The following is a 24,302-nucleotide window of genomic DNA, read 5'->3' as shown; positions in this document are numbered from 1 at the left end:
CCTCATCCAACTCCCCAGGTGTCACAAACCGCTCAACGACACAGCCCCCCAATCGGACACGCCACCGACAAACGAACCTGACCAAGCACTACTAGTAGCTGTCGTAGCTGGGCTTGCCGGTCGGCCGGTAGACGCCGACGACGGTGCCGCTCTTCGTCGTCGAGACACTGACCGGCTCCAGAGCGGTGGGGACCGCTCCGTCGGCGAACAGCCGCTTGCCGGTGCCGATGATCACCGGATGGATGGTCATCCGGTACTCGTCGACCAGGTCGTGCCGCATGAGCGTCTGGGCGAGGTCGCCGCTGCCGACGACGTTGATGTCACCGCCGTCGGACGCCTTCAGTGCGCGCACGGCGTCGGCGGCGTCACCCTGAAGCAGGGTGGAGTTCTGCCACTCCAGGGACGTCAGGGTCCGGGACGCCACGTACTTGCGCATGCTGTTCATCCGCTCGGTGAACGGGTTGCCGGGGTCGGCGGTCGGCCAGTACGCCGCGAAGATGTCGTACGTCTTGCGGCCGAGCAGCATCGCGTCGGAGGGCTCGTACCAGCCGGCGATGGCCGCGCCGACCTCGTCGTCGGAGACCGGCTTCTGCCAGCCGCCGTGCTCGAAGCCGCTCTCGGCGTCCTCGTCCGGACCGCCCGGCGCCTGCATGACGCCGTCCAGCGACAGGAACGTGCAAACGATGATCTTGCGCATGGTGCGCTCCCTTCGTGTCGAAGGATGGACCGCGCGACCGGCGGAAACTCATCGGTGGGTCCTGGGCGGCGCGGCATGGATCACCGTCCGCTCCTCAGCCTGCCCGCATGTGCGTGGTCGGACGGGCGCCCCCCGGGTTCCCGGCGATCGCCGGAGCCACCCGCCCCCGGCCGGGCGCCTGCCGTTTCGGTTGCTCATCGCCCAGCTCGCCCGGCTGGAGACTGACCGCTCACTCATCGCGGGCTCCCGGCAGCGGCGAAGGGGACCTGGGCGGCGGGAGCCGTCTGCTGCCCGTGCGGGTGCTGCCACAGGCCCTGGGCGGCCAGTCGCGGCAGCACGCCCTCGCCGAACCAGTACGCCTCCTCCAGGTGGGGGTAGCCGGACAGGACGAACTCGTCGATGCCGAGGGCGTGGTACTCCTTGATCCGTTCGGCGATCTCGTCGTGACTGCCGACCAGGGCGGTGCCCGCGCCACCACGCACCAGGCCGATGCCGGCCCACAGGTTGGGGTGGATCTCCAGAGCGTCGCGCCTGCCGCCGCCGTGCAGGGCGAGCATCCGCCGCTGGCCCTCCGACTCGCTGCGGGCGAGGCCGGCCTGGACCGACTTCACCGTCTCCTGGTCGAAGCCGTCCAGGAGGCGGTTCGCCTCCGCCCACGCCTGCTCGGCGGTGTCGCGGGCGATGACGTGCAGCCGGATGCCGAAACGCAGGGTGCGGCCCTCCTCGGCCGCGAGGCCACGGATCCACGCGATCTTCTCGGCGACCTGCGCCGGCGGTTCGCCCCAGGTGAGGTAGGTGTCCACGTACTTGGCGGCGATCTCGCCCGCGATCGGCGAGGAGCCGCCGAAGTACACCTCGGGAACCGGGTCGGGCACCCTGGCCAGCTTCGCGTCCTCGACCTGGAGGTGCTCGCCGTGCAGATCGACGGTCTTGCCCTCCCACAACTGCCGTACGACATCCAGGAACTCACCGGTACGGCGGTACCGGTCGTCCTTGTCGAGGAAGTCGCCGTAGGCGCGCTGCTCGTGGCTCTCCCCACCGGTGACGACGTTGAGGAGCAGGCGTCCGCCGGTCTGCCGCTGGAAGGTGGACGCCATCTGGGCGGCGAGCGTCGGCGAGACGAAGCCGGGGCGGAAAGCGACCAGGAACTTGAGGCGCTCGGTGTTCTGGCTGACCATGGCCGTGGTCAGCCACGCGTCCTCGCACCAGGCGCCGGTCGGGGTGAGCGCACCGACGAAGCCGAGGTCCTCGGCGGCGCGGGCGATCTGGCTCAGGTAGGCCACCGTCGGCGGCCGGTCCCGCCCGGACGCGGTGGCCGGGGTGCCGTGACCACCGCCGACCACATGACGGCTGTCGCCGTTGGTGGGCAGGAACCAGTGGAACGTGAGGGACACAGGGCTCTCCGATCAGGGATGTTCGTCAGGGTTCGTCGGGCCGGAGTTCGCTGGATCGGCGCTCGTCGGAGCTGCGTTCGTAAGAGCAAGCCATGCCGGGGTGGCCTGGTGCCGTTGAGGACGTAGCGGCCGATGTGCTGGACCTTCCAGCGGCCGGGGTCGTGCAGGGTGTGGGTGCGGGCGTCGCGCCAGTGGCGGTGGAGGCCCAGCGAGTCGAGCGCGGAGCGGGTGCCGGCGACCTCGAAGAGGGCGCTGCCGAGGTCCACGGCGGCCTGTGCCGCCGTCACCTTCGCCGCCGCCACCGCGATCGAGGCTTCGGCGGCCGTGTCGTCGGTCAGGTCCGCGCGGGCGGCGTCCACGGCGCCGGCCGCGGCGGCGAGCAGCGCGTCGGCGGCCCGTACCCGGATCGCCAGTTCCCCGAACCGCTGGATCAGCAGCGGATCCTCCGCCGCGGTCTCGTGTCCCTCGCCGACACTCTCGAACCAGGGGCGGCTCTTCGTACGGACGAACTCCGCCGCCTCGGCCAGCGCCCCGGCGGCGATCCCGGCGTCGATGGCCGCATGCACCAACTGCACGACGGCGCCGTGCAGTTGTGGTCCTCGGAAGGTGAGGTGGTGCGGCACGACCCGGTCGGCGGGGACGTGTACCGACTCCAGGCGGACGGTTCCGCTGGCGGTGGTGCGCTGCCCCATGCCCTCCCAGTCGTCGACGACCCAGAGGCCGGGCGCGTCGCTCGGCACGTACGCCACGTGCAGGGTGTCGTCCTCGGTGCGGGCGAGGACGGGGATCCAGTGGGCGAACAGGGCGCCGGTGGAGTAGTGCTTGACGCCGTGGAGGACGTGACTGCCGTCCGGGAGCCGCGCGAGCCGGGTGCGGATGTCCTGGACGTGCCGGGTGCCCGCCTCGGACTGGGCGTTGCCGAACCGCTTGCCGGCCAGGACCTCGCCGAAGAGGAACTCCCGTTGCTCGTCGGTGCCCTGCCCGCGCAGCACGTTGACGTACACGAAGTGGCTCTGCGGGATCTGGGCGAGGCTGGCGTCGGCGGATGCGAGCAGCCGGAAGATCTCGGCGAGCGTGTCCGCACGGACGTCCGCGCCGCCGAACTCGGCGGGCACCGTCACGGCGAGCAGTCCGGAGGCGGACAGCCGCTCCAGCTCCGGGTGCGGGAGCCTGCGCCGTGCGTCGCGCTCGGCGGCGCCCTTGCGGAAGTCCGCGGCCAGCTCGGCGGCCACGGCAAGGGCCTCGCCGGTCAGCAAGCCAGGGCTTGTCGCTGACGCTCATGACCGTTCTGGCACGCAGTCAAGACAACGGCCCGAACGAATGTCAACGCCGGTCCACCAGGTGGAACGGCTAACGGGCCGCGTGTGCCGCCCAGTCCAGGATCTGTACGGCTGCTCCGGCGGCCTCCAGGCCATGGCAGCGGGCGTGGTGGCGGCGTTCGATGCCGCTGAGGTCGAGGTGGGTGCCGAAGGCCGGGTGGGCGGTCAGGCGGCGGGCGTAGGCCCACAGGGTGGGGTGGTCGGCGACGCGCTGGACGGCGGAGGCGTCCAGATGGTTGCGGTGCACGGTGTCGAGGTGGACCGTGGCGACCCACAACTCGACGTCGGCGGCCGTGACGTCGTCGCGGATCATGTACGTCCGCCCGACCAGCCAGCGCTCCAGCGCGCCCAGGGTGTCCATCAGTACGTCGAGAGCCGCCTCGCGGTCGGCCGGTCCGACGTCGGCCGATCCGGCGCGCTGCGCCGCCTGTTCGATGCCCCGCGCGCACATCCGCTCGACGGCCTCGATCTCCGACTCCGCGCCGCAGGGGTAGAGCGAGGGGCCGCCGGCGGCGAAGCGGCGGGCGAGGTCGCGCATGATGTCCTGGGCGTGGGTACTGACGATCCGTCCGGACCAGTCGTCGCTGAGCACGGGAGCGACGGCCGGGCCGGGGTACCGGTGGGCGCTCGCCTCGTACAGCGGACGCAGGGCCGAGTGCCCCCCGTCGGGAGAGTCGGGGACGGCGGGCAGAAAGGCCACCGGACAGACGGTGTCCCGGCCGAGCAGGCTGTGGGCGACGGCGATGCGCAGGCCGTCGGGACAGGCGGTCGACAGGTGGAGACGGTAGCGGCCGGGAACGGCGTAGTGGCCGCTGCGCGCGTCCCTGCCGATGCGGCCGCGGAAGGCCGGTGCGGGCCGGTCGGACGCGTGTGCGGCCAGCGGTGTGACGGTCATGATTCTCCCCGGGAGCGGGCGCGGACGTACGCGCGGCGGAAGCGACGTCGGACGAGGGAGCAGGGCTCACCCGTGCGCACCGGACAGGACGAAACCTCAGGGAACGGGGACGCCGTCGGCGCGGGATGGGCGCGGCTCAGCCCTGGGACCTGATCGCGCTGCAGACGCGCTGCAGGTCGATGTGGCGGCGGGAGGTGAGAAGGAGAGGCGGACGGCTCACTCGGACGGTGACCGGTTCCAGGCGCCTCATGTTTCCCTACCCCTTCACTGGGATTCCCTCAGCGAGTGTCGATCCGACCGGCACCGGCGTCAAGAGGTCCGTCCCGCATCGCGGACGCGCCGCCGGACGGCGGGCGCCGCGCGGCGCCGGGTCCTGTACACATGACTGACAAGAAGCCGTGACACACGGCCGGAATGCGGGTTCGGCCCACGGTCGTTCTGACCGACATGACTGTTGGAGTAGCGCTCAACGCGTCCGACGCGCCGAACCAGATCGACGCCACCGTGCAACTTGCCCGCGAGGCCTCGGAGTTGGGACTCGCATCGGCCTGGTTCGGGCAGACCTTCGGCGCGGACTCACCCCAGCTCGCGGCGATCGTCGGACGCGAGGTGCCCGGACTGCAGGTCGGCACCTCCGCGATCCCCGTCTTCGGCCGCCACCCGCTGCTGGTGTCCAGCCAGGCCCAGACCGCCCAGGCCGCGACCCACGGCCGCTACCACCTCGGGCTGGCCCTGGGCACCAGACTCCTGACGGAGACCGGCTTCGGACTCCCCTTCGAACGCCCCATCGCCCGGCTGCGTGAATTCCTCACCGCCCTGAGGCAGTTGACGGAGACCGGCACGGCCGACTTCCACGGCGAGCTGCTCACCGCCACCACCCCGATCCCCGCCCGGGTACCGGGTGCCGAGAGAGGTGTCCCTCTGCTGGTCGCCGCGATGGGACCGCAGGCACTGCGGGTCAGCGGCGAGCTGGCGGACGGGATCCTGCCCTACCTGGCGGGACCGCGCGCCCTGGCGGAACACATCGTTCCCGCCGTGACCTCCGCGGCCGAAGCCGTCGGCCGTCCCGCGCCCAGGATCGTGGCCCTGGTACCCGGCGTGGTCACCGACGACGTCGAGGCGGTGCGGGCCAAGGCCGTCGAGAATCTGTCCTTCTACGAGCAGATCCCGTCCTACGCGCGGGTCATCGGACTCTCCGGCGGCAGGCGGGCCGCCGACCTGGCCGTGATCGGCGACGAGAAGACGGTCGAGGCCGAGGTACGCCGTTATCGCGACGCCGGCGCCACCGAGGTGGTGTTCTCGAGCACCGAGATCGCCGGAGAGGCCGACCGCCGACGCACCTGGCAGCTCCTGGGCGAACTGGCCCGCTGAGCGGTTCCGTCCGGCCGACAACCGGGGCGGCTGGCCGGGCCTCCTGGGCGCGGTACCACTCAACACCGCTTCGGCGGGCCGCCCGAGCGCGGCGGCGCACTTCAGAGCCGCGCAGCAGACCCTCCCGCCCCAGCTGATCGAGACCCCCCGCATCGTGAAAGCGAACGTTCCGCAGGACGACTGGTCACTCCTGTGCGAGACGGCCGTTCACGAGCAGGGGCGGGGCGGTCTCCGAGCACGGTCGGCACAGGTGACGGGACGCGGCTCGGCCGGCTCAGCCGAGCACGTGCCCGCTGCTGACCGGTTCGCGCCGCTGCTCTCCATTGATGCGGTGCCGCTCGATGGACGAGCGCCGGTAGACCTCCTGCCGCACCCGCTGGATCTCACCGATGGGCCGGTGCTCCTCTCGTGAGCGCCACGGTGTGATCGACGTGGCGTCGGCGGCCGTCAGGTTGTCGTTCCCGCCGATGTCCTGACGCGGGAGGTCCACACGGGCGACGGTCACCCAGGGGGACAACTCGTCGGGCCACTTCACGGAGGTGTTGTCCACCGGCATACGAGCCAGATCCGTGTTCAGCTGCACTTGGAGCTCGAAGGAGTGGTCCCGTTCCGCGGCCTCGGCAACGAGGGTGCGGCGAAACGCCTCGTTGTCCGCGCGCACGTCCACGATCTGGTGCGTGAGAGCGGCCAGGGACTCGGCCGTCGGCACGGTGCGGATCTTGGCGATGTGATCGCCGTAACGGAAGGCACCCATGCTGTTGTAGGTGTACGACAGCAGGTTTCTGCGCGGGACGGTGGTGAACGACAGCATGGCGAACAGTTCGTCCCACAGCCAGCGGTCCGGGTCGGTGAGCGTGCCCCGGCGGGTCAGGAAGTCCGCCATCCAGGTCTTGCGGCGGGCGGGGTTCACCAGGGCCTCGGGCAGCTCCGCGAACAGGTCCTCGATGACCATGTAGTCGTAGGCCGTGTTCGCGAAGAAGACGTCGTTGTTGATCAGGTTGAGGTCGAAGGTACCGGTGTCGGGTTCGTCGGCCAGCAATGAGGGTCCGGGGACCCCGAACAGCTTGATGCCCATCCCGCACGCCGCGCCCAGCTGATGGTCGGGACGCTGGTGGCCCAGGCCGTTGGAGTAGCGGACGACGGCGTCGTACTCGGTGGGCCGGGCGAAGATGCCCTGCCCGTGGAAGCCGTGATTGTCACCGACCGTGACGGTGGCCTTCAGTAGGCCGTACGTCTTTCCGTGGGCGGTGCGGACGGCGCGCCCGACGGCCTCACGCTCGACCGAGGCGCCGGTGCGCTGCGCCACCTGTGCGACCACGGCGTCCAACTCTTCCTGATAGGTCGGACGTTCGACGGGACGGTAATGCTCGTAGCGGACGGGATCCATGGTGCTGCCTCCATGTATGGGTGCTCCTGATCCCAGACGCTAGCCAGCAATTAAATTGTGCACAACATAACCGCCTGTGATGTATCCCATGCTCCCGCGCCCAGGGGTTCGCATCAACGCCGAAATGTGACCTACGGCGGACTTACAGGCATTCCAACCAGTCGGTATGGTGCGCCGCCTGAAGCACTCCCGTTCACCGCACGGATTCGAACCGCAGTGGAAGGCCAGGCAATGACATACGCCCACGAGAACCGGTACCCACCCTCAGCACAGTCCTACGGGATCCCCCCTCGGCATGAGACGTACGGACAGAACCCGTGGCCGGAGTCGTACGGGCACGACGCCGCCCGATACGACTCGTACGGTCAGCAAGCCCCCTGGGACGCCCGCTCCGCGCACGAGACCCATCGAGACGACGCGGACCTCACCGCCCTCCGCTCGGCCTACCGCCTGCTCCGCCGGATCTCCACGCTCACCGCGCTCGGCTCCTTCGTGGTGTATGTCGTGCTGTCCTGCTACGCGCCCGGTCTGATGGGTTCCAAGGTCACCGGTGAGCTGAGCCTGGGCATGGCCTTGGGCATCCTCCAACTCGTCGTCACCTTCGCGGCGGTCTTCTGGTACGGGCGCAGCGCACAACGCTCCGTGGATCCGTTGGCCAGCGCCGTCCGGGAGCGGGCGGTCCCGACCAGCCGGAACGCGGGGATGGCGAGATGAACGACTTCAGCTCCGGGACGCAGGCCATCATCCTGGTTCTGTTCACCACGCTGGTCACCGTCACGCTGCTGATGTGCGTCATGGCGGGACCGGACCGCGACGACCTGGCGAACTTCTACACCGGCTACCAGTCGCTCACCCCGCTCAAGAACGGCCTGGCGATCGCGGGCGACTACATCTCCGCCGCCACGGTGCTGAGCACCACCGGCATCATCGCGCTCGCCGGATACGACGGCTACGTCCTTGCGGTCAGCACCGCCCTGTCCCTGGTGCTGCTGATGTTCCTACTGGCCGAACCCCTGCGCAACGCCGGCAGGTTCACCATGGGCGACGTCCTGGCCCGCAACATGTCCGGACGGGCCGTGCGGATCGCCGCCTGCGTGGTGACCCTCTCGGCGACCCTGCCCTTCCTGGTCGTCCAGCTCTCCGGAGCCGGGTCGCTGCTCACCTTCATCCTGGAGATTCCGTTCGCTGCGGGCGCCAGGACGGCGTGCATCGTCATCGTCGGCACTCTGATGATCATCTACGCGGCGATCGGCGGTATGCGGGGCACCGCGCTCATTCAGATGATCAAGATCGTGCTCCTGCTCGGCACCAGCATCGTCGTCGCCGCTCTCGTCCTCAACCGCTTCGACTGGCGCCCCGGCGACATCCTCAGGGCAGCCCAGCACGGCAGCGGCGCGGGCCCCGCCTACCTTCAGCAGGGCCTGCAGCTCGGCACGTCCACCGGTGGCCGGCTGGACTTCGTCAGTCTCCAGATCACCATCATCCTCGGCGTGGCCTGCCTGCCGCACATCACGATGCGCCTGTACTCCGCGCAGGACGTACCGGCCGTGCGGCGCTCCATGTCATGGGCGGTCGGCACGGTCACCACGTTCTGCCTGCTCGTCATCATCATGGGTACGGGCGCGGCGGCCCTGGTGGGATCGCAGCACATCACCGCGGCAGACCCGCACGGCAGGACGTCGGTGCTCATGCTGTCCCAGGTGCTCGGCGGGGCCCCCGGCTCCGCGGGCGCGGCGATCCTGTACTCGGCCGTGGCGGGCATGGTGTTCATCACCCTGCTGTCGTCGGTCGCGGGGATGACCCTGGCCGCGGCTTCGTCACTCGCCCACGACCTGTTCGCCCACGCGGTGCGGCGGGGACAGGCCGAGCCCCGTACCGAGATGACGGTGGCGGCGTGGACGAGCGTGGCCGTGGGGATCGTCGCCATCGGGCTCGCCACCATGGTGCAGAACTGGGACGTCGGCGTGCTGACCACTCTGGCCATCTGCATAGGGGCATCAGCGGTGGCACCCGCGCTCACCTACTCCCTGTTCTGGCGCGGGTTCACGCGCACCGGCCTGCTCGCCGCCCTCTACGGCGGCGCGACTTGCGCGTTGCTGCTCATGGTCTTCTCCAAGGCCGTTTCGGGCACGCCGTCCGCCGTCTTCCCGCATGCCGACTTCGCCCTGTTCCCCATGCAGTCCTCCGGGCTGGTCTCCATCCCGTTCGGCTACCTCGCGGGCTGGCTGGGCAGCCGTCTGGACCACCGTCGCCGTGCCGCCGACAGCCATGAGCAGCGGCGCCTGTACGAGGAGAGCGAGGCACGGCTTCTCGCCGCAGCCGAATGACCGCGGCATGACCTCGGCGGCGTGGGCGGGCCGGCTCCAGGCGGCCTCCCGCGCCGGCCGCGCCGGCCGCGCCCCGTGACGGTCAGACGGGCGTGCCGGTCAGCGGTTGTTCGGTCCACACGGTCTTGCCCTCGCGGGTGTAGCGGGTACCCCAGCGTTCGGTCATCTGTGCCACCAGGAACAGGCCGCGCCCGCCCTCGTCGGTCGTACGGGCGTGGCGCAGGTGTGGTGAGGTGTGGCTGGTGTCGCTGACCTCGCACACCAGACACTGCTCACGGATCAGCCGTAGGGTCGCAGGGCCGCCGGCGTAGCGATAGACGTTGGTGACCAGTTCGCTGGCGACCAACTCGGTGGTGAACGCCAAGTGTTCCAGACCCCACTCGGTCAGCTTGGCCGAGGTCAACGCCCTGGCCCGGCCGGCGCTGGCAGGCTCCGGCGGCAGACGCCAGGAGGCGACACTGTCCGGTGGCAGCATGCGGGTGCGGGCGATCAGCAGTACGACGTCGTCGCTGGGGCGTGAGGGCACCAGCGCGTCGACCACCGCTTGGCAGGTACGCTCCAGCGCGCCCGCAGGGTGGGTGAGCGCTGCGCACAGCTTCGTCAGGCCGACGTCGGCATCGATGTGGCGCTCGCCGATGATTCCGTTGGTGTACAGGCTCAGCAGGCTTCCCTCGGCCAGTTCGATGTCCCGGGCCTCGAACGGCAGGCCGCCCAGGCCGAGCGGTGGGCCGGCGGGCAGGTCGAGCAGAGCCACCTGTCCGTCCGGAGCGGTCACCACCGGCGGCGGATGACCGGCGCGGGCCACGGAGCAGCGTCCGGAGACCGGGTCGTACACGGCGTACAGGCACGTGGCACCGACGACCTGATCACCCACGGGCCGTTCGCCGGCTGCTTCCTGTTCGGCCGCCAGCAGGTTGACCAGGTCGTCAAGGCGGGAGAGGACCTCGTCCGGTTCCAGGTCGAGGCTGGCGAGCGTATGGAGGGCGGCGCGCAGTCGGCCCATGGTGGCGGCAGCATGGATGCCGCGTCCCACCACGTCGCCGACGACGAGGGCGACCCGGGCCCCGGACAGGGGAATGACGTCGAACCAGTCGCCGCCCAGACCCGGGCCCGCGCTGGCCGGCAGGTATCGCAGGGCCACCTCGACGGCCGACTGGTCCGGAACCGCCCGGGGCAGAAGGCTGCTCTGCAGGGTGAACGCGGTCTGCTGCTGCTGCGTGAAGCGCCGGGCGTTGTCGATGGCGACGGCGGCGCGCGAGGCGAGTTCCTGAGCGAGGGTGAGATCGTCCGTCTCGAAGGCATCGGGGCGGCGCGAGCGCCACAGGGTCATCACACCGAGCACCAGGCCACGCGCGGCAAGAGGTACCACGATCAGGGAGTGGGCGCCCAGGTCCGGAGCCTGGGCACCCTGACGGCCTGCCGCCGCGACCCAGCCGGGCGGGAGAACCGGCTCCAGGACGGGCCGTCCTTCGGCCAGGCATCCGGCCTGCGGTGTCTCGGGCCCGAACTCCACGGGCTCGCCCTCGGGGTGCGGCGGGCCGGGTTGCTGGGCACCGACGCTGGAGGTCCCCAGTCGGACCACAGGCCCTGCCCCGGCACGCGTCGGTTCCTCACCGCGGGTCACCGCCTGAAGCAGGTCCACCGACGCATGGTCGGCGAGGTGGGGCACCATCACTTCGGCCAGTTCCCGGGCGGTCTCGGCCACGTCGAGCGTGGTTCCGATACGGCTGCCGACCTGGTCGAGGAGCGCGAGCCGACGCTGGGCCCGATGACGTTCCGTGATGTCCTCGATCATCTCGGCCACTCCCAGGACGCGGCCGGAGGGATCCTCCATCCGGAAGGACGAGACCAACGCGACCCGCTCCCGTGCCGGATTCTGCTCCAGGCGGACGAACTGCTCGGAGTAGACCAGAGGTCTTCCGGTCTGTATCACCTGGCGCACACGGTCCACAGCCTTGCGCGCGTCGTCGGAGAGGAGCATCCGGCCGGTGGACATCCCCCGGAAGTCCGCTGCCGGGACGCCGCTGAACCGTTCGATGGCCCGATTGACCCGAAGGATCTTCTGGTCGGGGCCGTGGACGACCAAGCCGATCGGGCACTGGCGGTACAAACCGTCGAGAACCGCGCGGTCCCTCTGCCATTCGAGGACGTCAGCCGCGAGTGCCCCCGTAAGAAACCACTCCCGGCCCCGGTCACCGAGTGACAGCTCATGGGCCCTGAGCCCCAGCTCCACGGGGTGCCCGTCGCGGTGGCGCAGGGTGAGCACGCCGAACCAGCCACCGGCTCTCCTGCACTTCGCCGCGGCCTCGGTGACAGCCGGCAGATCACCAGGCTCGACAAGGACCTCGAATGCCGGACGTCCGATCACGGCTGTGTCCGGATGGCCGAGCAGTTCCTGAGCCCGCCGGTTCCATCCGACCACTACTCCCCGGTCGTCGAGCACCACCAGGGCGGCGAGGTGCAGGGCGAACGGATCGTCGTCGCTTTCGCTGAGTTCCGTCATCGGCTTCTCCACCGCTGGACACCACCGTGTACTCGGTCGCCGAGGTTCAGCCTATTGAAACCCGGCGGAGGCCGCGGCCCGGTCCGGCGCGCGGCGTGGCATAGCGGGGATGAGGGGTGGGATGAGGGGTTACGGCAGGCCTCGCTGCGGCCGGCGTCGCGCGGACCGGTCCCCGGGGGTCGGTGCCCCGACCCTGGGGACCGGCCCCCGAGGCTCACTTCGCCGGCGGGCCGAACTCCTTGCGGGTGTCCACCGGCTTGCCGGACAGCTGCCACCGCTCGCCCTTGAACCGCATCAGCTGCATCGTCTCGATCGGGAAGGCGTCATCGGGCCCGGTGGAGAGGGTGACACCGGGGAGCAGCATGTCCACCTTGACGTCCTTGAGGTTGCGCACCGCGTCCCGCAGCCCCTCCCTGGTCGGGCACTTCATCGCGTCCAGGGCCTTGTGCAGGCTGGAGGCGGCGGCCCAGCCGTAGGCGTTGAACTGGTTGGCCGGGTCGGAGCCGGGCACGTACTTGCGCAGCGCTTCCCGGTACGTCTTCATCTCCGCGTCGTCCGCCCACTGCGGGTCGGCGGGGTCCTTGAAGTAGGTCGCCGAGACCACGCCCTGGACGTTCTTGAACCCGACGGGCTTCAGCACGGTGGCGGACGAGGACACGTTGTTCACGATGTGCAGTGGGTTCCACTTGGTGTTCTTGGCATCGGCGGCGAGGGCCTGGCTGCCGAACTTCGGGGTGGTGATGTCGAGCAGCACATCCGCCTTGGACCGGGCGAGGCTCGTCATCTGCGCCGATACCGAGGGGTCGGTGACCTCGTAGCTCTCCTCGGCGACCACCTTGATGCCGCTGCCGGCGACGGCTGCCTCGAACCCGCCGAGCAAATCCTTGCCGAAGTCGTCGTTCTGGTAGAGGACGGCGACCTTGGCCTTCGGCTTCTCCTCCTTCAGGTATTTGGCGTACACGCGTGCCTCGGCGATGTAGTTGGGCTGCCAGCCGGTGGTCCACGGGTGGTTGCCGTCCGTGCCCCAGACGGAGGCGCCGGTTGCGACGAAAGGCTGCGGCACCTTCCGCTTGTCCAGGTAGTCCCACACGGCGGCCGTGGAGGGCGTGCCCAGGGTCTGGAAGACGGCGAAGACCTTCTCCTGCTCGACGAGTCTGCGGGCCTCCTCGACCGCCTTCGGAGGCTGGTAGCCGTCGTCGCGGACGATGAACTCGACCGTGCGGCCGTCGATGCCGCCCTCGTCGTTGACGTGCTTGAAGTAGGCGCTCACGCCCTTGCTGATCGTGCCGTACGCGGAGGCCGGTCCCGAGAGCGGGTAGATGCCGCCCAGCTTGATGGTCTTGTCGGTGATGCCGGTCGTCTGCTGACCCTGGCACGCGCCGTCGGCGGCCGCGTCCTTGTCGTCCTGCCCGCGCTGGCTGTTGCAGGCGGTGGCGAGGAGCAGGGCGGCGGATGCGGCCGCGGCCGCCCGCAGAGTGGTCTTCTTGCGCATGTGATTCATTCCTTTTCCGGACGGGGCGGTGCGCCCACGGGTTCGGCATCGACAGGGGCGGGATCCGCCGGGGTGAGGGGCGCGGAGAGTTCAGAGCCGGACGTCCGGTCGTCGTCGGCGGCGGGGGTGGTGGTGCGGATGAGTCGACGGGCGGCGGTGCCCCGGACACGGCCCGCCAGACCGGCCAGTCCCGTAGGCGCCACGAACATCACCGCGATGATCAGCAGGCCGAACACCACACCGGGCGCCGCCTCGCTGATGTCCTGGGCGACGCTCGGCACGTACACCACGAAGGCCGCTCCCAGCAGCGGCCCGTACAACGAGGCGAGCCCTCCGACCACCAGGCCGGCCAGCAGGGTGATGGACAGGACGAAGCTGAACGAGTCGGGTGAGACGAAGCCGATCACCCAGGTGTAGACGCACCCGGAGACACCCGCGAACAGCGCGCTCCATGCGAAGGCGAGGGTCTTGTGCAGCGACAGCCGTACGCCCATGACCTCCGCGGCGCTCTCGTTGTCCCGCACGGCGAGCAGTGCCCGGCCGACCCGGGACCGCAGCAGGTTGCGGGCGAGCAGCAGGGACACCGCGGTGACCGCGAGCACGACGAAGTACGTCCACTGGTCCTCCGCCATCCCGCTCCACGCGGGCGGTTGCAGCTTGTCCACGGTCAGGCCCATGGAGCCGCCCGTCACCGGTTCGAGCCGCTTGAGCAGCGGCGGCAGGAACACCGCGAACGCGAGGGTGACGAGGGCCAGGTACAGTCCGCGCAGTCGCAGGGCGGGCACGCCGAAACCAAGGCCGAGCAGGAAACATCCGGCGGCCGCGACCGGCAGCGTGGCCAGGTGACCGGTGTCGTACCGGTCGAGCATGACCGCCGCCGTGTAGGCGCCTGCCGCGAAGAACGCGCCGTGCCCGAGCGAGATCTGCCCGCCGAATCCGACCAGCAGGTTCAATCCGGCAAGCGCCACCGCGTACAGCAGCACCAAGGTCAGCTGGAAGACCTGGAAGGGGGCGAAGTAGAACGGTGCGCTGACGGCGACGGCCGCCACGAGCAGCGCGGTGAGCGCGGACCGCAGACGCCGGGCGCGGTCGGTGCCGAGTGTTGCGACGATCGTGCTCATGCGCGTTGCACCGCCGCCCGTCCGAACAGGCCCTGGGGCCGCACCAACAGCACCGCCAGGATGATCACCAGGGGTACGCCCACCTTCAGATCGGCGCCGACGACGTCCACGTACGCCCCGGCCAGCGTCTCGGCGACGCCCACGCACAGGCCTCCGACGACCGCGCCGACCGGGCTGTCGAAGCCTCCGAGGGTGGCCGCGGCGAACGCGTAGATCAGCACCCCGCCCATCATGTTGGGCTCGAGGAAAAGCAGCGGGGCGACGAGCACGCCCGACACGGCGCCGACTGTCGCGGCCAGTCCCCAGCCGAGCATCAGCACCCGACCCACCCTGATGCCCGACAGCCGGGCGGAGGCGGGGTTGCAGGCGACCGCCCGCATCACCAGGCCGCTGGAGGTGTGCTGGAACAGCAGGTACAGCAGCCCCATCACGACGGCCACCACCGCGATGATCCCGAGTGTCGACCAGTCCACGCGTACCCCGGCCAGGTCGATCCCGCCGTCGGGGAACGGCTGCGGGAAGTCCTTCACGGTGAACGACCAGATGAGACCGGCCATCGCGTTGACGAAGATGAACAGGCCCACGGTGACGATGACCGTCGTCAGCTCGGGCGCGTTCCGCACGGGACGGATGACGATCCGCTCGACCAGCATGCCGCCGGCGAACGACACCGCCAGGGTGACCGGCAGCGCGAGCCAGAAGGACATCCCGGACGCCACGAGCTGCCACGCCACGTACGTGGAGATCATGGCGAGCTCGCCCTGGGCGAAGTTCACGATGCCGGTGAACCGGTGGATCAGCACCAGTGCCAGCGCCAGGCTGGCATAGACAGCGCCGGAGCCGACCCCTTCCACCACTTGCTGCAGCACTTCGGTCACGGCGCTCCCCCGTCCTTTGCGGAGCGGACGGAGACACCGAGGTAGACCTCGGCGACCTGCCCGTCCTCGCGGATCTCCCGGGACGGCCCGGACAGCAACAGACGGCCGGCCTCCAGTACGTGCGCCCGGTGCGCGACATCCAGCGCGAGCTGGGCGTTCTGTTCGACGACGACCACGGTGGTGCGTTCCTCCTCGTTGACGGCACGGACGATCTCGAACAGCTCGCGCGTGACCAGCGGCGCGAGCCCCAGCGACGGCTCGTCCAGGAGCAGCAGGGCGGGCCGCAGCATCAGCGCCCTGCCGATGGCGAGCATCTGCTGTTCGCCGCCGCTGAGGCTGCCGGCGGCCTGGCGGGACCGCTGGCGCAGCTTGGGGAAGTAGTCGTAGATCCGTTCCAGGTCTGCCGCCACGGCCACGCGTTCGGCGCTGCCCCGCCGCCACCGCCCGGCGCGCACGTGGGCGCCGATGCGCAGGTTCTCCTCGACGGTCAGGTCGTTGAAGGTGCCCCGGCCCTCGGGCACGTGCGCCACGCCGAGACGGGCGGTCTGTTCGGGCGAGCGGCCCAGCAGCTCCGTGCCGTTCAACGTCACCGAGCCGCGTCCGCGGACCATGCCGCACAGGGCCCGCAGTGTCGTTGTCTTGCCCGCGCCGTTGGGCCCGAGGATCGCGCACACCTCGCCGCGCGCGACGGAGAAGTCGAGCCCCTGGAGCACGCGGGCCTGACCGTATCCGGCATGCAGCCCGGCGACCTTCAGGAAGTCCGGCTCCGCGTTCACCTGTCCGGCTTCGGTGCTGTCGATGGCGGGTTCCGTCATGCCGCCACCCCCAGGTACGCCTCGATGACCGCCGGGTCGCGCTGGATCTCCTCCGGTGAGCCCTCGGCGATCTTGCGCCCGAAGTCGAGGCAGACCACCTTGTCGCACAGGCCCATCACGAACCCCATGTGGTGTTCGACCACCAGGAGCGTCAGGCCGAAGTCCTCGCGCACCGAGCGGACCAGATCCGCGAACTGGTCCACCTCGCCGTGGCTGAGCCCGTTGACGGGTTCGTCGAGCAACAGCAGCCGGGGCCGTACCGCGAGCGCCCGGGCGAGTTCGACGCGTTTGAGCGTGCCGAACGGCAGCCCGGAGGCGGGGTGGTCGGCGACCTCCGCCAGGCCGAGACGCCGTAGCAGGTCGTCCGCATGTTCCCGTAGTTCCCTCTCCTCCCGCCGGACGCGGGGCAGCCGGAGCGCCGCGGCGAGGTGTCCCGTGCGCCCCCGGCTGTGGGCGCCGGCCATGACGTTCTCCCGGACCGTGAGCAGCGGGAACAGACCCAGGTTCTGGAAGGTGCGGGCGATGCCGCGCCCGGCCACGGAGTGCGGCGGGAGGGCGAGCAGGTCCTCGTCCTCGAACCCCACCGTCCCCGCATCAGGGGTGCAGCGCCTGGTGAGGCAGTTGAACAAGGTGGTCTTGCCGGCTCCGTTCGGTCCGATGAGCCCCACGGCGGTGCCCGGCTCGACGGTGAACGCGACACCGTCCAGTGCCGTGATCCCGCCGAAGCGCACGCTGATACCGTCGACCGCGAGCATGAGTGACGCCCCTTCCGAGGTGCTGGGGGGGTGGGCGAGCGTCACAGTAAGCGGGGGCCTTCCGAGCGCACATTGGGTGCGAGCACCCAAGTTCGTGGCCACCGGCTTGTGCGCCGCGCCCAGCTTCCCCGGTATGTCGCCTGCCGGGCCTGTTGACGGGACACGAGGAGGGCAGCGACGATCGGCGCCATGTCTCGCGGACCCGCCCTGGGCGCCCCCGCACACTCCGACCCGCTCAGCCGGGAACGGCACCGGATCCTGCACGCCGTCCAGGACCGGCTCGAGGACGTGGCGAGGACCGCTGTCGCGGTCATGCGCACGGAGATCCCGTCGTACGCGCTGCAGGACGAGTGGTTCTTCGACGACGTACGGGACCAGGTCCTCACGCACTACCGGATGCAGCTGGCGGCACTGGCCGGCGGCCGGGACATCGCCCCCGAAGACCTGGTCTTCAGCCGCGCGGCGGCCATGCGCAGAGCGCGCGCGGGGTTCGCCCTCGAGGACTGGATCAGTGCCTTCCGGGTCGGCCGGCAGGTGCTGTGGGACGTGCTGCTGGACTGCGCGGGCACGTCCGCCGAGGCACAGCAGGCCGCGCTGTCCCTCGTCACACCGCTGATGCGGTACGTCGACTTCGCCAGCACGCATGCCGCGCAGGCCTACGTCGAGTACCAGCAGCACGTGGTCGCCGACGCGGACCGGGAACGCCGGGACCTCCTGGACCAGCTCCTGGCCGGCGCGGCACCGGCGCGCGGTCCGCTGCTCGCCGCGGCGCAGGCGTACGGCATAGGGCCGCACTCGCCGATGATGGCGGTCGTGGCGGTGTGCGTCGACGACCCCCGCACCGGCGACCTCACCTCGGCCGAGCACGGCTACGCGACCAGCGCGTCCATCGGCATCGCCGGGCCCTGGGCCGGCCGGACCCTGGTCGTCGTGCGCCACGGCGAGGTGGTGGCCGTGCCGGTGGTCCGCACCGGCATGGACGCGGAGGACATCTGTAGCCACTTCGAGGCGGTACAGCGGCGGCTCGCGCGCGAGGGAACCATGCTCTCCATGGGCATCAGCACGGTCGCCGAGGGTGCCGGCGAACTGCCACGCGCCTACGAGGAGGCACGCGCCGCCCTCGACCTCGTACCGAGCGGGGGCGGGGTGGCGGCACTGCCGCGCCTGTCCCCCTTCGACTACCTGGCGCTGCGCGCCGACGACCTCGCCCGCCAGCTGGTCGATCCCCGCGTGCGTGCGCTGCTGGAGGACGACCGCAGACGTGGCGACACGCTGGCGGCCACCGTACGGGCCTTCGCGGAGGCCGACCTCAACCTGCGGCTGGCCGCCGACCGGCTGCGGATACACCACAACACGGCGCACTACCGGTTGCGCCGGATCGAGGAACGCACTGGGCGCAACCCGCGCCGGATCGCCGACCTCCTGGAACTGCTGGTCGCCCTCGCCATCCGCGACGGGGCCGGGGAAGGTGGGGATCACCAGTGAGCGGCATCGTGGAGTCCGCGGGGACCGAGGAGGCACCCACCGGGCAGAACCGAACGGTCCGAAGCGCGCTTCTGGACGCCGCGCTGGAGGTGTTCACCGAGCGCGGTTACGACAACGCCGGTCTCGCCGAGATCGCGGCGCGCTCCGGCATCCCGGTGGGCAGCCTCTTCCAGCACTACGGCGGAAAGCGAGGGCTCTACCTCGCTCTTTGGGAGGAGTTCCGGGAGGCACAGGAGCGCCGGACCGCGGCCACGCTGACCGCCGAGCGAGGCCGTGGCGTGGACGACCCCATCGCCCTTTTCGTGGCGGGAGCCAGGGCGTACCTGGAGGGCGCCTGGGACAACCGGCGGTTCGGCAGACTCCTCGTGGAGGATGACGGCCCCACGGGCTTCGACGCGCTGCGCCGCCAGTGGGACCGCGCGTGGGTACGGCGCAACGCCCGGCTGCTGGAGGTGGACGAGAAGCGACGCGCCGGCCGGGTGCGGGTGAGAGTGCTCACCACCGTGATCGGCGGGGCGGCACGCGAGCTGGGCGACTGCGGCGACGAGACGGAGGCCCAGGAGATCGTCGACGAGGTGTGCGGCATCCTGATCCATCTGTCGGCACCTCCCGGCTGAAACGCGTGGCGCCTGCGTGCTGCAGTGCGAGCCCCGTCGCTGCGCCGGGCACCGCGCCCGCCACGGCGATCACCGCACCCTGCGCGACGACCCGTCGCATGACCTCGGTGTCGGCCCAGCCGCAAGCCCGCAGCACGGCGAACTCCCCGTCCCGTTCACAGCTGTCGAGACAGAGGACATCGGCGAGGGCGAGCCCCCCCCGAGGGCCATGGTGGGTACGGCCGCGACCAGGGCGACCTCACCGAGGGCAAGTCCCGCGAGACGGGCGCCCGTCCAGCCGGTGCAGGCGAGGACGGCCCTCCGTCGGACGCGGCCGGTCGAAGCGCATGAGTCCCTCCTGCGCGACGGCGGCCACCAGACGCCCGCCCGTATCGAACAGCCTTCCGCGGGTGAGCGCCCTGCCGTGCTCGGCCGAAGGGGAGACCTGGTCGTACAGCAGCCACTCGTCCGCGCGGAAGGGACGCAGGAACCACAGCGAATGGTCCAACGACGCACCCTGTACGGCGGTTGGGGGATGCGGCAGCCGCGCGGAGCCCAGCAGCGCCATGTCGCTGAGGTAGGTCAGTGCGCAGGCGTGGACGGCACCGTCGTCCGGCAGCGGGCGTCCGTACCGAATCCACACCCGCTGGCAGGCCGGCGCCCCCGGGACGTGGCCCCTCTGTCCCCCCGGCACCCATCGCATCTCCCAGTGGCTCCACTCCGCGGGCCGTGGCATGCCCCAGCCGTTGATGCGGTCGGACTCCGGGATGTCGTCCGGCGCCGGCACGGCCGGCATGTCCACCTGGTGGGAGAACCCTTCGTCCCCGCGATGGAACGACGCCGTCACCGTGAAGATCGCCTCCCCGGCCTGGACCGCGGTCACCCGGCGGGTGCAGAAGCTGCCGCCGTCGCGGAGCCGCTCGACCAGATGGTCGGTCGGCTCTTGCGGGCGGCCGGGCCGCAGGAAGTAACCGTGCAGCGAGTGGGCCGAGTACGACCGGTCGAGGGTGTGCGCCGCTGCCATCAGCGACTGGGCGGCGATCTGGCCACCGAACGTCCGCGCCCACTCGCTGGGGATCGGACCTGACCGGAACCGGTCCGGCCCCGTCTCGTCGAGGGCCAGGACCTCTGGCAGGCCGGCCATGTTTCGGCTCCTCTCACTCGTCACACGGACGTCCCGCGCAGTTCTCTGCGCAGGATCTTGCCGCTGGTGGTCCTGAGCAGCTCGTCCCGGATGCTGACGGTCCGAGGGGCTTGCAGGCGGCCAGGTGCTCACGGCAATGGGCGACCAGCTCTTCGGGCCCGACGGATCCTCCGGGCCTCAGGCTGACAAAGGCCGCCACCGTCTCGCCTCGGTAGGGGTCGGACACGCCGACCACGGCCGCCTCGCGCACCGCGGGGTGCCGGTGTGGCCGTCCTGATCCTTTACGGGATACGTCAGGTTCGACTGGCCCAGCCCGACCCGCTCGAAGGCCAAGGGTCCGGCGAAGTCGACGCAGAGGGAAGCGAACCAGCGGCCCACCGCACCGGCGTCGATTCCGACGGTGTCCGCGCTAGACACCGATACCGGCTCCTTGCCTGAACGGGAGCGCCTCACCGAGCAGTTGGCCGCCGTCGATCACCATCGTCTCGCCGGTGATCCAACTCGCGGCGTCCGAGACGAGGAAGGCGACCGCGGACGCGATGTCGGCAGGCTCCCCGATGCGGCCCAGCGCCACCGAGGCGGACACCTCCTCCTCGTGCTCCTTCCACAGAGCCTCGGCCAGCTTTGTGCGCACCACCCCCGGTGCGACGGCGTTGACGCGGACCTTCGGCGAGAGTTCCAGGGCCAGTTGCTTGGTGAGTTGGATCAGCGCGGCCTTCGAGGCGTTGTACAGCCCGATGTTCGCCTCGGAGGCCATGCCGCCCACCGACGCGGTGTTGACGACCGCCCCGCCGTGCTCCCCCATCCAGGCTCGCGTGGCCAGACCCGTCCACAGGACGGGCGCCCACAGGTTCACGTCGAAGGTCTTCGCGAACCGGCCGTGGTCCTGGTCGATGACCGGCCCGAAGGCCGGGTTGGTCCCCGCGTTGTTGACGAGGATGTCCAGACTGCCGAAGCGCTCGAGCGTCAGATCCACACAGCGCCGGGCCGCCTCTTCGTCGACCGCATGCGCTCCCACGCCGACCGCTGTGCCCTTGACCTGGGCCGCGGCGGCCTCCGCCGCCTCTTGGGTCCGGGAGGTGAGGACGACGTTTGCGCCGGCCTCGGCGATGGACTGGGCTATCGCCAGCCCGATACCGCGCGAGGCCCCGGTGACGACGGCTGTACGACCGCTGAGGTCGAGTCCTGCCATCTTCAGTTCACCGCCGCCGCGTCGCGGTACTTCCGCAGTTCCTGCTTGGCGATGGCCCGCTTGTGAACCTCGTCGGGACCGTCCGCCAGCCGCAGCGTCCGCAGATGCGCGTACATCATCGCCAAGGGGAAGTCGTCGGTCACTCCCGCTCCCCCGTGCACCTGGATCGCGCGATCGACGATCTTCAACGCGATGTCGGGGGCGGCCACCTTGATGGCCGCGATCTCGGTGCGCGCTTCCTTGTTCCCGACCGTGTCCATCAGGTACGCGGCTTTGAGCGTGAGCAGGCGGATCATCTCGATGTCGATCCGCGCTTCCGCGATCCAGTCCTGGATGTTTGACCGTTCGGCGACCGGGCTACCGAAGGTCACCCGTGACTGTGCGCGCCGGCACATCAGTTCCAGTGCCCGCTCGGCCGCGCCGATGGCCCGCATGCAGTGGTGTATGCGGCCGGGCCCGAGCCGGGCCTGGCTGATGGCGAAACCCTCGCCCTCGCCCTTGAGGAGGTCCTTGGCCGACACCCGGACGTTCTCGAAGATGATCTCCGCATGGCCCTCGCGGTCCGCGTACCCGAACACCGGGAGGTTGCGGACCACGGTGACGCCGGGGGCGTCCACGGGTACGACCATCATCGACTGCTGGCGATGCGGGGCCGCCGTGGGGTCGGTCTTGCCCATCACGATGAGCACCTTGCAGTTCTTGTGCATCGCGTTCGAGGCGAACCACTTGCGGCCGTTGAGCACGTACTCGTCGCCGTCGCGCTCCATCCGCAGCTCGATGTTGGTGGCATCGGAGCTGGCGACACGCGGCTCGGTCATCGCGAACGCCGAGGCCATCGTCCCGTCGAGCAGCGGCTTGAGGTACTTCTCCTTGTGCTCGTCGGTGCCGAAGAGGGTGAGCACCTCCATGTTGCCGGTGTCGGGCGCGTTGCAGTTGCACGCCTCGGAGGCGATGTGACTGCGGCCCATGATCTCCGCCAGCGGCGCGTACTCGAGGTTCGTCAGGCCGGGGCCCCACTCCGGGTGCGGGTGGAACAGGTTCCACAGTCCGCGCCTGCGCGCCTCCGCCTTGAGCTCTTCGAGGATCGGCGGGTGGAAGTGCGGGTCGCCCGACGCGCGCATCTGCTCGTCGTAGACCGCCTCGGCGGGGTAGATGTGCTCATCCATGAACTCGAGCAGATCCGCCCGGTACTTCTTGGCACGGTCCGACGTCTCAAACAGGGACATCCGAACTCCTTACGGGTAGTGAGGGAAAGTTTGGCGAGCGCTTGTCCAGGTGACTGGCCAAGCCTTCGACGACATCGGACCCGCGGAAGGCCTGGAGCATCAGGTCCTCCGCCCGGGTCACGGAATCGGTGTAGGTGCCGTCCGCGTCGTTGCTCAGCTGGCTCTTGATGGTGGCCATGGATGCCGGGGAGCAGCGCTCCGCCAGTTCGGCGGTGTACGCGACAGCGGCATCGACCACGCTGCCGGTGGTGACCAGGTGGTCGAGGAGTCCGATACGGAAGGCCTCCTCGGCATCCACCATGCGACTCGACAGCAGCAGATCCGCTGCTCGGCTCTGCCCCACCAGCCGGGGCAACAGCCAGGAGATCCCGTACTCGGCGATCAGCCCACGTTGCGCGAATGCCGTGGTGAACCGGGCCGAGGGCGAGCCGAAGCGAAGGTCGCAGTAGAGCGCCTCCACCATGCCGAGGCCGGCGGCCACTCCGTTGATCGCTCCGATCAGCGGCTTGCGCAGGGTCCGCGGAAGGTCCCGGGGACGGCGCCGGGCCCGGCCCGCCTCGGAGACCTCGCCGACCGCCTGCAGCCGTTGCAGGTCGGCTCCGGCGCAGAATCCGCGTCCCGCGCCGGTGACGACGACCGCACGTACGTCCGGATCGTCCTCGGCGGCGTCGAGCAGCGCGAAATAGCGGTCCTCGAGTTCGTCGGTCCAGGCGTTCAGTTTGGCGGGCCGGTTGAACGTGACCAGCAGCACCTGCCCTCGGCGTTCGGCGAGGACGAGCTCGCCCGGCGCGCCGGTCATGCCTGCGCCAGCAGGGAGCTCTGGTAGCGGCGCATCCCGCGTACCCAGCGGTCGTAGTCCGAGCCCTTCTGCCGGTACATCTCGAGAACGTCTTCGTGCGGCAGGACGAGGAAGCGCTCGTCCTCGATGGCGGCCAGGACGGCGTCGGCGACTTCGGCAGGCTCCAGGACGTCACCAGCGGAGGTGACGGCCCGCGTCGCGGCTCTTCCCAGCGCGTCCCCGGAGTCCTCCCCGGCGGTCAGCATCCGGGTGTCCACGCCCATCGGGCACAGACAGCTGACCCGAACCCCGCGGTCGCCGTAGGTGACACTCAGCCACTCGGCGAAGGCGACGGCCGCGTGCTTGGTGACGGCGTACGTGGCGGAGCCGACCTGGGTGAGCAGTCCGGCCGCCGAAGCCGTGCTGACGAAGTAGCCCTCACCGCGCTCGAGCCACCGGGGCACCAGCAGCCTTGCCGCACGGATGTGGGCTCGCAGGTTGACGTCGATCGAGCGATCCCAGTCCTGCTCGCTCACGTCGAGGCCGAGCGCGCCGCCGATGCCCGCGTTCGCGAAGTAGAAGTCGACCGGACCGAAGGCACTCTCCGCCAGGTCGATCAACTGCTGGATCTGCTCGGTGTCCGACACATCCGCGCCGGCACTGACAGTGGTGCCCCGATGGTCGGCGTTGACTGTCTCCGACACCGCCCGCGCGGCCTCCGCGTCGAGGTCTGCGACTACGACCCGGGCGCCCTCGCGAGCGAGCCGTGCGACCAGCGCGCTGCCGATGCCGCCGCCCCCACCGGTGACGATGGCGACTCTTTTTGCAAGGTTCACGGCAACCCTCTCCGTTGACGGGGCGTGCGATGCGTCCGACCTGTATAATTGAATCCGACGTCAAGTTCAATAGATGTCCGCACGGAACCAA

Annotated in this window: 22 protein-coding genes, 3 pseudogenes and 1 riboswitch; of the genes and pseudogenes, 6 read left to right on the top strand and 19 right to left on the bottom strand. The window is 70.4% G+C overall.

Annotated elements, in window-relative coordinates; translation table 11 throughout:
• Positions 1-91: 91 nt before the first annotated feature.
• From AB0937_RS23210 to AB0937_RS23190, 5 genes are all read right to left on the bottom strand, one after another.
• A complete protein-coding gene (locus tag AB0937_RS23210) occupies positions 92-697 on the bottom strand; it encodes a dihydrofolate reductase family protein (protein WP_366714101.1) in 606 nt (201 codons plus the stop codon).
• Positions 698-930: 233 nt separating this feature from the next.
• Positions 931-2,067: an LLM class flavin-dependent oxidoreductase gene (locus tag AB0937_RS23205; RefSeq protein ID WP_366714105.1), complete on the bottom strand. Its 1,137-nt coding sequence runs from the start codon at positions 2,065-2,067 to the stop codon at positions 931-933.
• Positions 1,968-3,323 carry an SfnB family sulfur acquisition oxidoreductase gene (locus tag AB0937_RS23200; protein ID WP_366714100.1) on the bottom strand — a complete coding sequence of 452 codons (1,356 nt, stop codon included), beginning with the start codon at positions 3,321-3,323 and terminating at the stop codon, positions 1,968-1,970. The genes AB0937_RS23205 and AB0937_RS23200 overlap by 100 nt, the downstream gene beginning before the upstream one ends.
• Positions 3,283-3,376: riboswitch (SAM riboswitch) on the bottom strand. (Overlaps the previous gene by 41 nt.)
• 65 nt (positions 3,377-3,441) lie before the next feature.
• Complete coding sequence (locus AB0937_RS23195) at positions 3,442-4,305, bottom strand: glutathione S-transferase family protein (protein ID WP_366714099.1); 864 nt, start codon at positions 4,303-4,305, stop codon at positions 3,442-3,444.
• A 136-nt stretch (positions 4,306-4,441) separates the two neighbouring features.
• Positions 4,442-4,555: a putative leader peptide gene (locus AB0937_RS23190; RefSeq protein ID WP_344369967.1), complete on the bottom strand. Its 114-nt coding sequence runs from the start codon at positions 4,553-4,555 to the stop codon at positions 4,442-4,444.
• 197 nt (positions 4,556-4,752) lie between these two features.
• Between AB0937_RS23190 and AB0937_RS23185 the strand changes: the two genes are divergently transcribed.
• On the top strand, positions 4,753-5,676 hold the full coding sequence (locus tag AB0937_RS23185; RefSeq protein ID WP_366714098.1) for an LLM class F420-dependent oxidoreductase: 924 nt from the start codon (positions 4,753-4,755) through the stop codon (positions 5,674-5,676).
• Between the two features lie 91 nt (positions 5,677-5,767).
• Positions 5,768-5,884 (top strand): annotated as a pseudogene (locus AB0937_RS23180) (antibiotic biosynthesis monooxygenase); the annotation flags it as partial.
• 66 nt (positions 5,885-5,950) lie between these two features.
• Here the strand turns inward: AB0937_RS23180 and AB0937_RS23175 are convergent.
• Entirely contained in the window at positions 5,951-7,063 is a 1,113-nt protein-coding gene (locus tag AB0937_RS23175) for a catalase family protein (protein ID WP_366714097.1), read from the bottom strand.
• 231 nt (positions 7,064-7,294) lie between these two features.
• Here AB0937_RS23175 and AB0937_RS23170 point away from each other — a divergent pair, with 231 nt between their 5' ends.
• Both AB0937_RS23170 and AB0937_RS23165 read left to right on the top strand, forming a co-directional pair.
• Positions 7,295-7,777, top strand: a complete 483-nt coding sequence (locus AB0937_RS23170; RefSeq protein WP_366714096.1) for a DUF485 domain-containing protein — start codon at positions 7,295-7,297, stop codon at positions 7,775-7,777.
• On the top strand, positions 7,774-9,390 hold the full coding sequence (locus AB0937_RS23165) for a cation acetate symporter (RefSeq protein ID WP_366714095.1): 1,617 nt from the start codon (positions 7,774-7,776) through the stop codon (positions 9,388-9,390). Before AB0937_RS23170 ends, AB0937_RS23165 begins: the two co-directional genes overlap by 4 nt.
• Before the next feature lie 82 nt (positions 9,391-9,472).
• Here the strand turns inward: AB0937_RS23165 and AB0937_RS23160 are convergent, their stop codons facing one another.
• The 6 genes from AB0937_RS23160 to AB0937_RS23135 form a co-directional block, all read right to left on the bottom strand.
• Positions 9,473-11,893 (bottom strand): SpoIIE family protein phosphatase, encoded by a 2,421-nt coding sequence (locus AB0937_RS23160; RefSeq protein ID WP_366714094.1) that lies wholly within the window; start codon positions 11,891-11,893, stop codon positions 9,473-9,475.
• Positions 11,894-12,107: 214 nt separating this feature from the next.
• The gene (locus AB0937_RS23155) at positions 12,108-13,385 is read right to left on the bottom strand and encodes an ABC transporter substrate-binding protein (RefSeq protein ID WP_366714093.1); all 1,278 of its coding nucleotides are present in this window, start codon (positions 13,383-13,385) and stop codon (positions 12,108-12,110) included.
• Positions 13,386-13,390: 5 nt separating this feature from the next.
• Positions 13,391-14,506: a branched-chain amino acid ABC transporter permease gene (locus tag AB0937_RS23150; protein ID WP_366714092.1), complete on the bottom strand. Its 1,116-nt coding sequence runs from the start codon at positions 14,504-14,506 to the stop codon at positions 13,391-13,393.
• Positions 14,503-15,384 carry a branched-chain amino acid ABC transporter permease gene (locus tag AB0937_RS23145; RefSeq protein ID WP_366714091.1) on the bottom strand — a complete coding sequence of 294 codons (882 nt, stop codon included), beginning with the start codon at positions 15,382-15,384 and terminating at the stop codon, positions 14,503-14,505. Before AB0937_RS23145 ends, AB0937_RS23150 begins: the two co-directional genes overlap by 4 nt.
• Positions 15,381-16,199 (bottom strand): ABC transporter ATP-binding protein, encoded by an 819-nt coding sequence (locus AB0937_RS23140; protein ID WP_366714090.1) that lies wholly within the window; start codon positions 16,197-16,199, stop codon positions 15,381-15,383. Before AB0937_RS23140 ends, AB0937_RS23145 begins: the two co-directional genes overlap by 4 nt.
• A complete protein-coding gene (locus AB0937_RS23135) occupies positions 16,196-16,954 on the bottom strand; it encodes an ABC transporter ATP-binding protein (RefSeq protein ID WP_366714089.1) in 759 nt (252 codons plus the stop codon). The genes AB0937_RS23140 and AB0937_RS23135 overlap by 4 nt, the downstream gene beginning before the upstream one ends.
• A gap of 189 nt (positions 16,955-17,143) precedes the next feature.
• Here AB0937_RS23135 and AB0937_RS23130 point away from each other — a divergent pair, with 189 nt between their 5' ends.
• Positions 17,144-18,439 carry a helix-turn-helix domain-containing protein gene (locus AB0937_RS23130; protein ID WP_366714088.1) on the top strand — a complete coding sequence of 432 codons (1,296 nt, stop codon included), beginning with the start codon at positions 17,144-17,146 and terminating at the stop codon, positions 18,437-18,439.
• The gene (locus AB0937_RS23125; protein WP_366714087.1) at positions 18,436-19,056 is read left to right on the top strand and encodes a TetR/AcrR family transcriptional regulator; all 621 of its coding nucleotides are present in this window, start codon (positions 18,436-18,438) and stop codon (positions 19,054-19,056) included. Before AB0937_RS23130 ends, AB0937_RS23125 begins: the two co-directional genes overlap by 4 nt.
• A 22-nt stretch (positions 19,057-19,078) precedes the next feature.
• Here AB0937_RS23125 and AB0937_RS23120 read toward each other — a convergent pair.
• From AB0937_RS23120 to AB0937_RS23090, 7 genes and pseudogenes are all read right to left on the bottom strand, one after another.
• Positions 19,079-19,201, bottom strand: a pseudogene (locus AB0937_RS23120) (hypothetical protein); the annotation flags it as partial.
• A 93-nt stretch (positions 19,202-19,294) separates the two neighbouring features.
• Complete coding sequence (locus AB0937_RS23115) at positions 19,295-20,179, bottom strand: acyl-CoA thioesterase II (protein ID WP_366714086.1); 885 nt, start codon at positions 20,177-20,179, stop codon at positions 19,295-19,297.
• Positions 20,180-20,199: 20 nt separating this feature from the next.
• Positions 20,200-20,444, bottom strand: a pseudogene (locus AB0937_RS23110) (hypothetical protein); the annotation flags it as partial.
• A 144-nt stretch (positions 20,445-20,588) separates the two neighbouring features.
• The gene (locus AB0937_RS23105) at positions 20,589-21,371 is read right to left on the bottom strand and encodes an SDR family oxidoreductase (protein WP_366714085.1); all 783 of its coding nucleotides are present in this window, start codon (positions 21,369-21,371) and stop codon (positions 20,589-20,591) included.
• Between the two features lie 2 nt (positions 21,372-21,373).
• On the bottom strand, positions 21,374-22,597 hold the full coding sequence (locus AB0937_RS23100) for an acyl-CoA dehydrogenase family protein (RefSeq protein ID WP_366714084.1): 1,224 nt from the start codon (positions 22,595-22,597) through the stop codon (positions 21,374-21,376).
• The gene (locus tag AB0937_RS23095) at positions 22,584-23,396 is read right to left on the bottom strand and encodes an enoyl-CoA hydratase-related protein (protein WP_366714083.1); all 813 of its coding nucleotides are present in this window, start codon (positions 23,394-23,396) and stop codon (positions 22,584-22,586) included. The genes AB0937_RS23100 and AB0937_RS23095 overlap by 14 nt, the downstream gene beginning before the upstream one ends.
• Complete coding sequence (locus AB0937_RS23090) at positions 23,393-24,211, bottom strand: SDR family oxidoreductase (RefSeq protein ID WP_366714082.1); 819 nt, start codon at positions 24,209-24,211, stop codon at positions 23,393-23,395. The genes AB0937_RS23095 and AB0937_RS23090 overlap by 4 nt, the downstream gene beginning before the upstream one ends.
• Between the last annotated feature and the right edge of the window lie 91 nt (positions 24,212-24,302).

The organism is Streptomyces sp. NPDC047880, from assembly GCF_040706515.1.
Lineage (GTDB): Bacteria > Actinomycetota > Actinomycetes > Streptomycetales > Streptomycetaceae > Streptomyces.
Note: the sequence above shows the minus strand (reverse complement) of the source record. Positions and strands in the feature narration are given on the sequence as shown.

Coding starts and splice junctions, on each gene's coding strand:
- AB0937_RS23210 (WP_366714101.1), bottom strand. CDS start 697: ATGCGCAAGATCATCGTTTGCACGTTCCTGTCGCTGGACGGCGTCATG.
- AB0937_RS23195 (WP_366714099.1), bottom strand. CDS start 4,305: ATGACCGTCACACCGCTGGCCGCACACGCGTCCGACCGGCCCGCACCG.
- AB0937_RS23190 (WP_344369967.1), bottom strand. CDS start 4,555: ATGAGGCGCCTGGAACCGGTCACCGTCCGAGTGAGCCGTCCGCCTCTC.
- AB0937_RS23185 (WP_366714098.1), top strand. CDS start 4,753: ATGACTGTTGGAGTAGCGCTCAACGCGTCCGACGCGCCGAACCAGATC.
- AB0937_RS23175 (WP_366714097.1), bottom strand. CDS start 7,063: ATGGATCCCGTCCGCTACGAGCATTACCGTCCCGTCGAACGTCCGACC.
- AB0937_RS23170 (WP_366714096.1), top strand. CDS start 7,295: ATGACATACGCCCACGAGAACCGGTACCCACCCTCAGCACAGTCCTAC.
- AB0937_RS23165 (WP_366714095.1), top strand. CDS start 7,774: ATGAACGACTTCAGCTCCGGGACGCAGGCCATCATCCTGGTTCTGTTC.
- AB0937_RS23160 (WP_366714094.1), bottom strand. CDS start 11,893: ATGACGGAACTCAGCGAAAGCGACGACGATCCGTTCGCCCTGCACCTC.
- AB0937_RS23155 (WP_366714093.1), bottom strand. CDS start 13,385: ATGCGCAAGAAGACCACTCTGCGGGCGGCCGCGGCCGCATCCGCCGCC.
- AB0937_RS23150 (WP_366714092.1), bottom strand. CDS start 14,506: ATGAGCACGATCGTCGCAACACTCGGCACCGACCGCGCCCGGCGTCTG.
- AB0937_RS23140 (WP_366714090.1), bottom strand. CDS start 16,199: ATGACGGAACCCGCCATCGACAGCACCGAAGCCGGACAGGTGAACGCG.
- AB0937_RS23135 (WP_366714089.1), bottom strand. CDS start 16,954: ATGCTCGCGGTCGACGGTATCAGCGTGCGCTTCGGCGGGATCACGGCA.
- AB0937_RS23130 (WP_366714088.1), top strand. CDS start 17,144: ATGTCTCGCGGACCCGCCCTGGGCGCCCCCGCACACTCCGACCCGCTC.
- AB0937_RS23115 (WP_366714086.1), bottom strand. CDS start 20,179: ATGGCCGGCCTGCCAGAGGTCCTGGCCCTCGACGAGACGGGGCCGGAC.
- AB0937_RS23105 (WP_366714085.1), bottom strand. CDS start 21,371: ATGGCAGGACTCGACCTCAGCGGTCGTACAGCCGTCGTCACCGGGGCC.
- AB0937_RS23100 (WP_366714084.1), bottom strand. CDS start 22,597: ATGTCCCTGTTTGAGACGTCGGACCGTGCCAAGAAGTACCGGGCGGAT.
- AB0937_RS23095 (WP_366714083.1), bottom strand. CDS start 23,396: ATGACCGGCGCGCCGGGCGAGCTCGTCCTCGCCGAACGCCGAGGGCAG.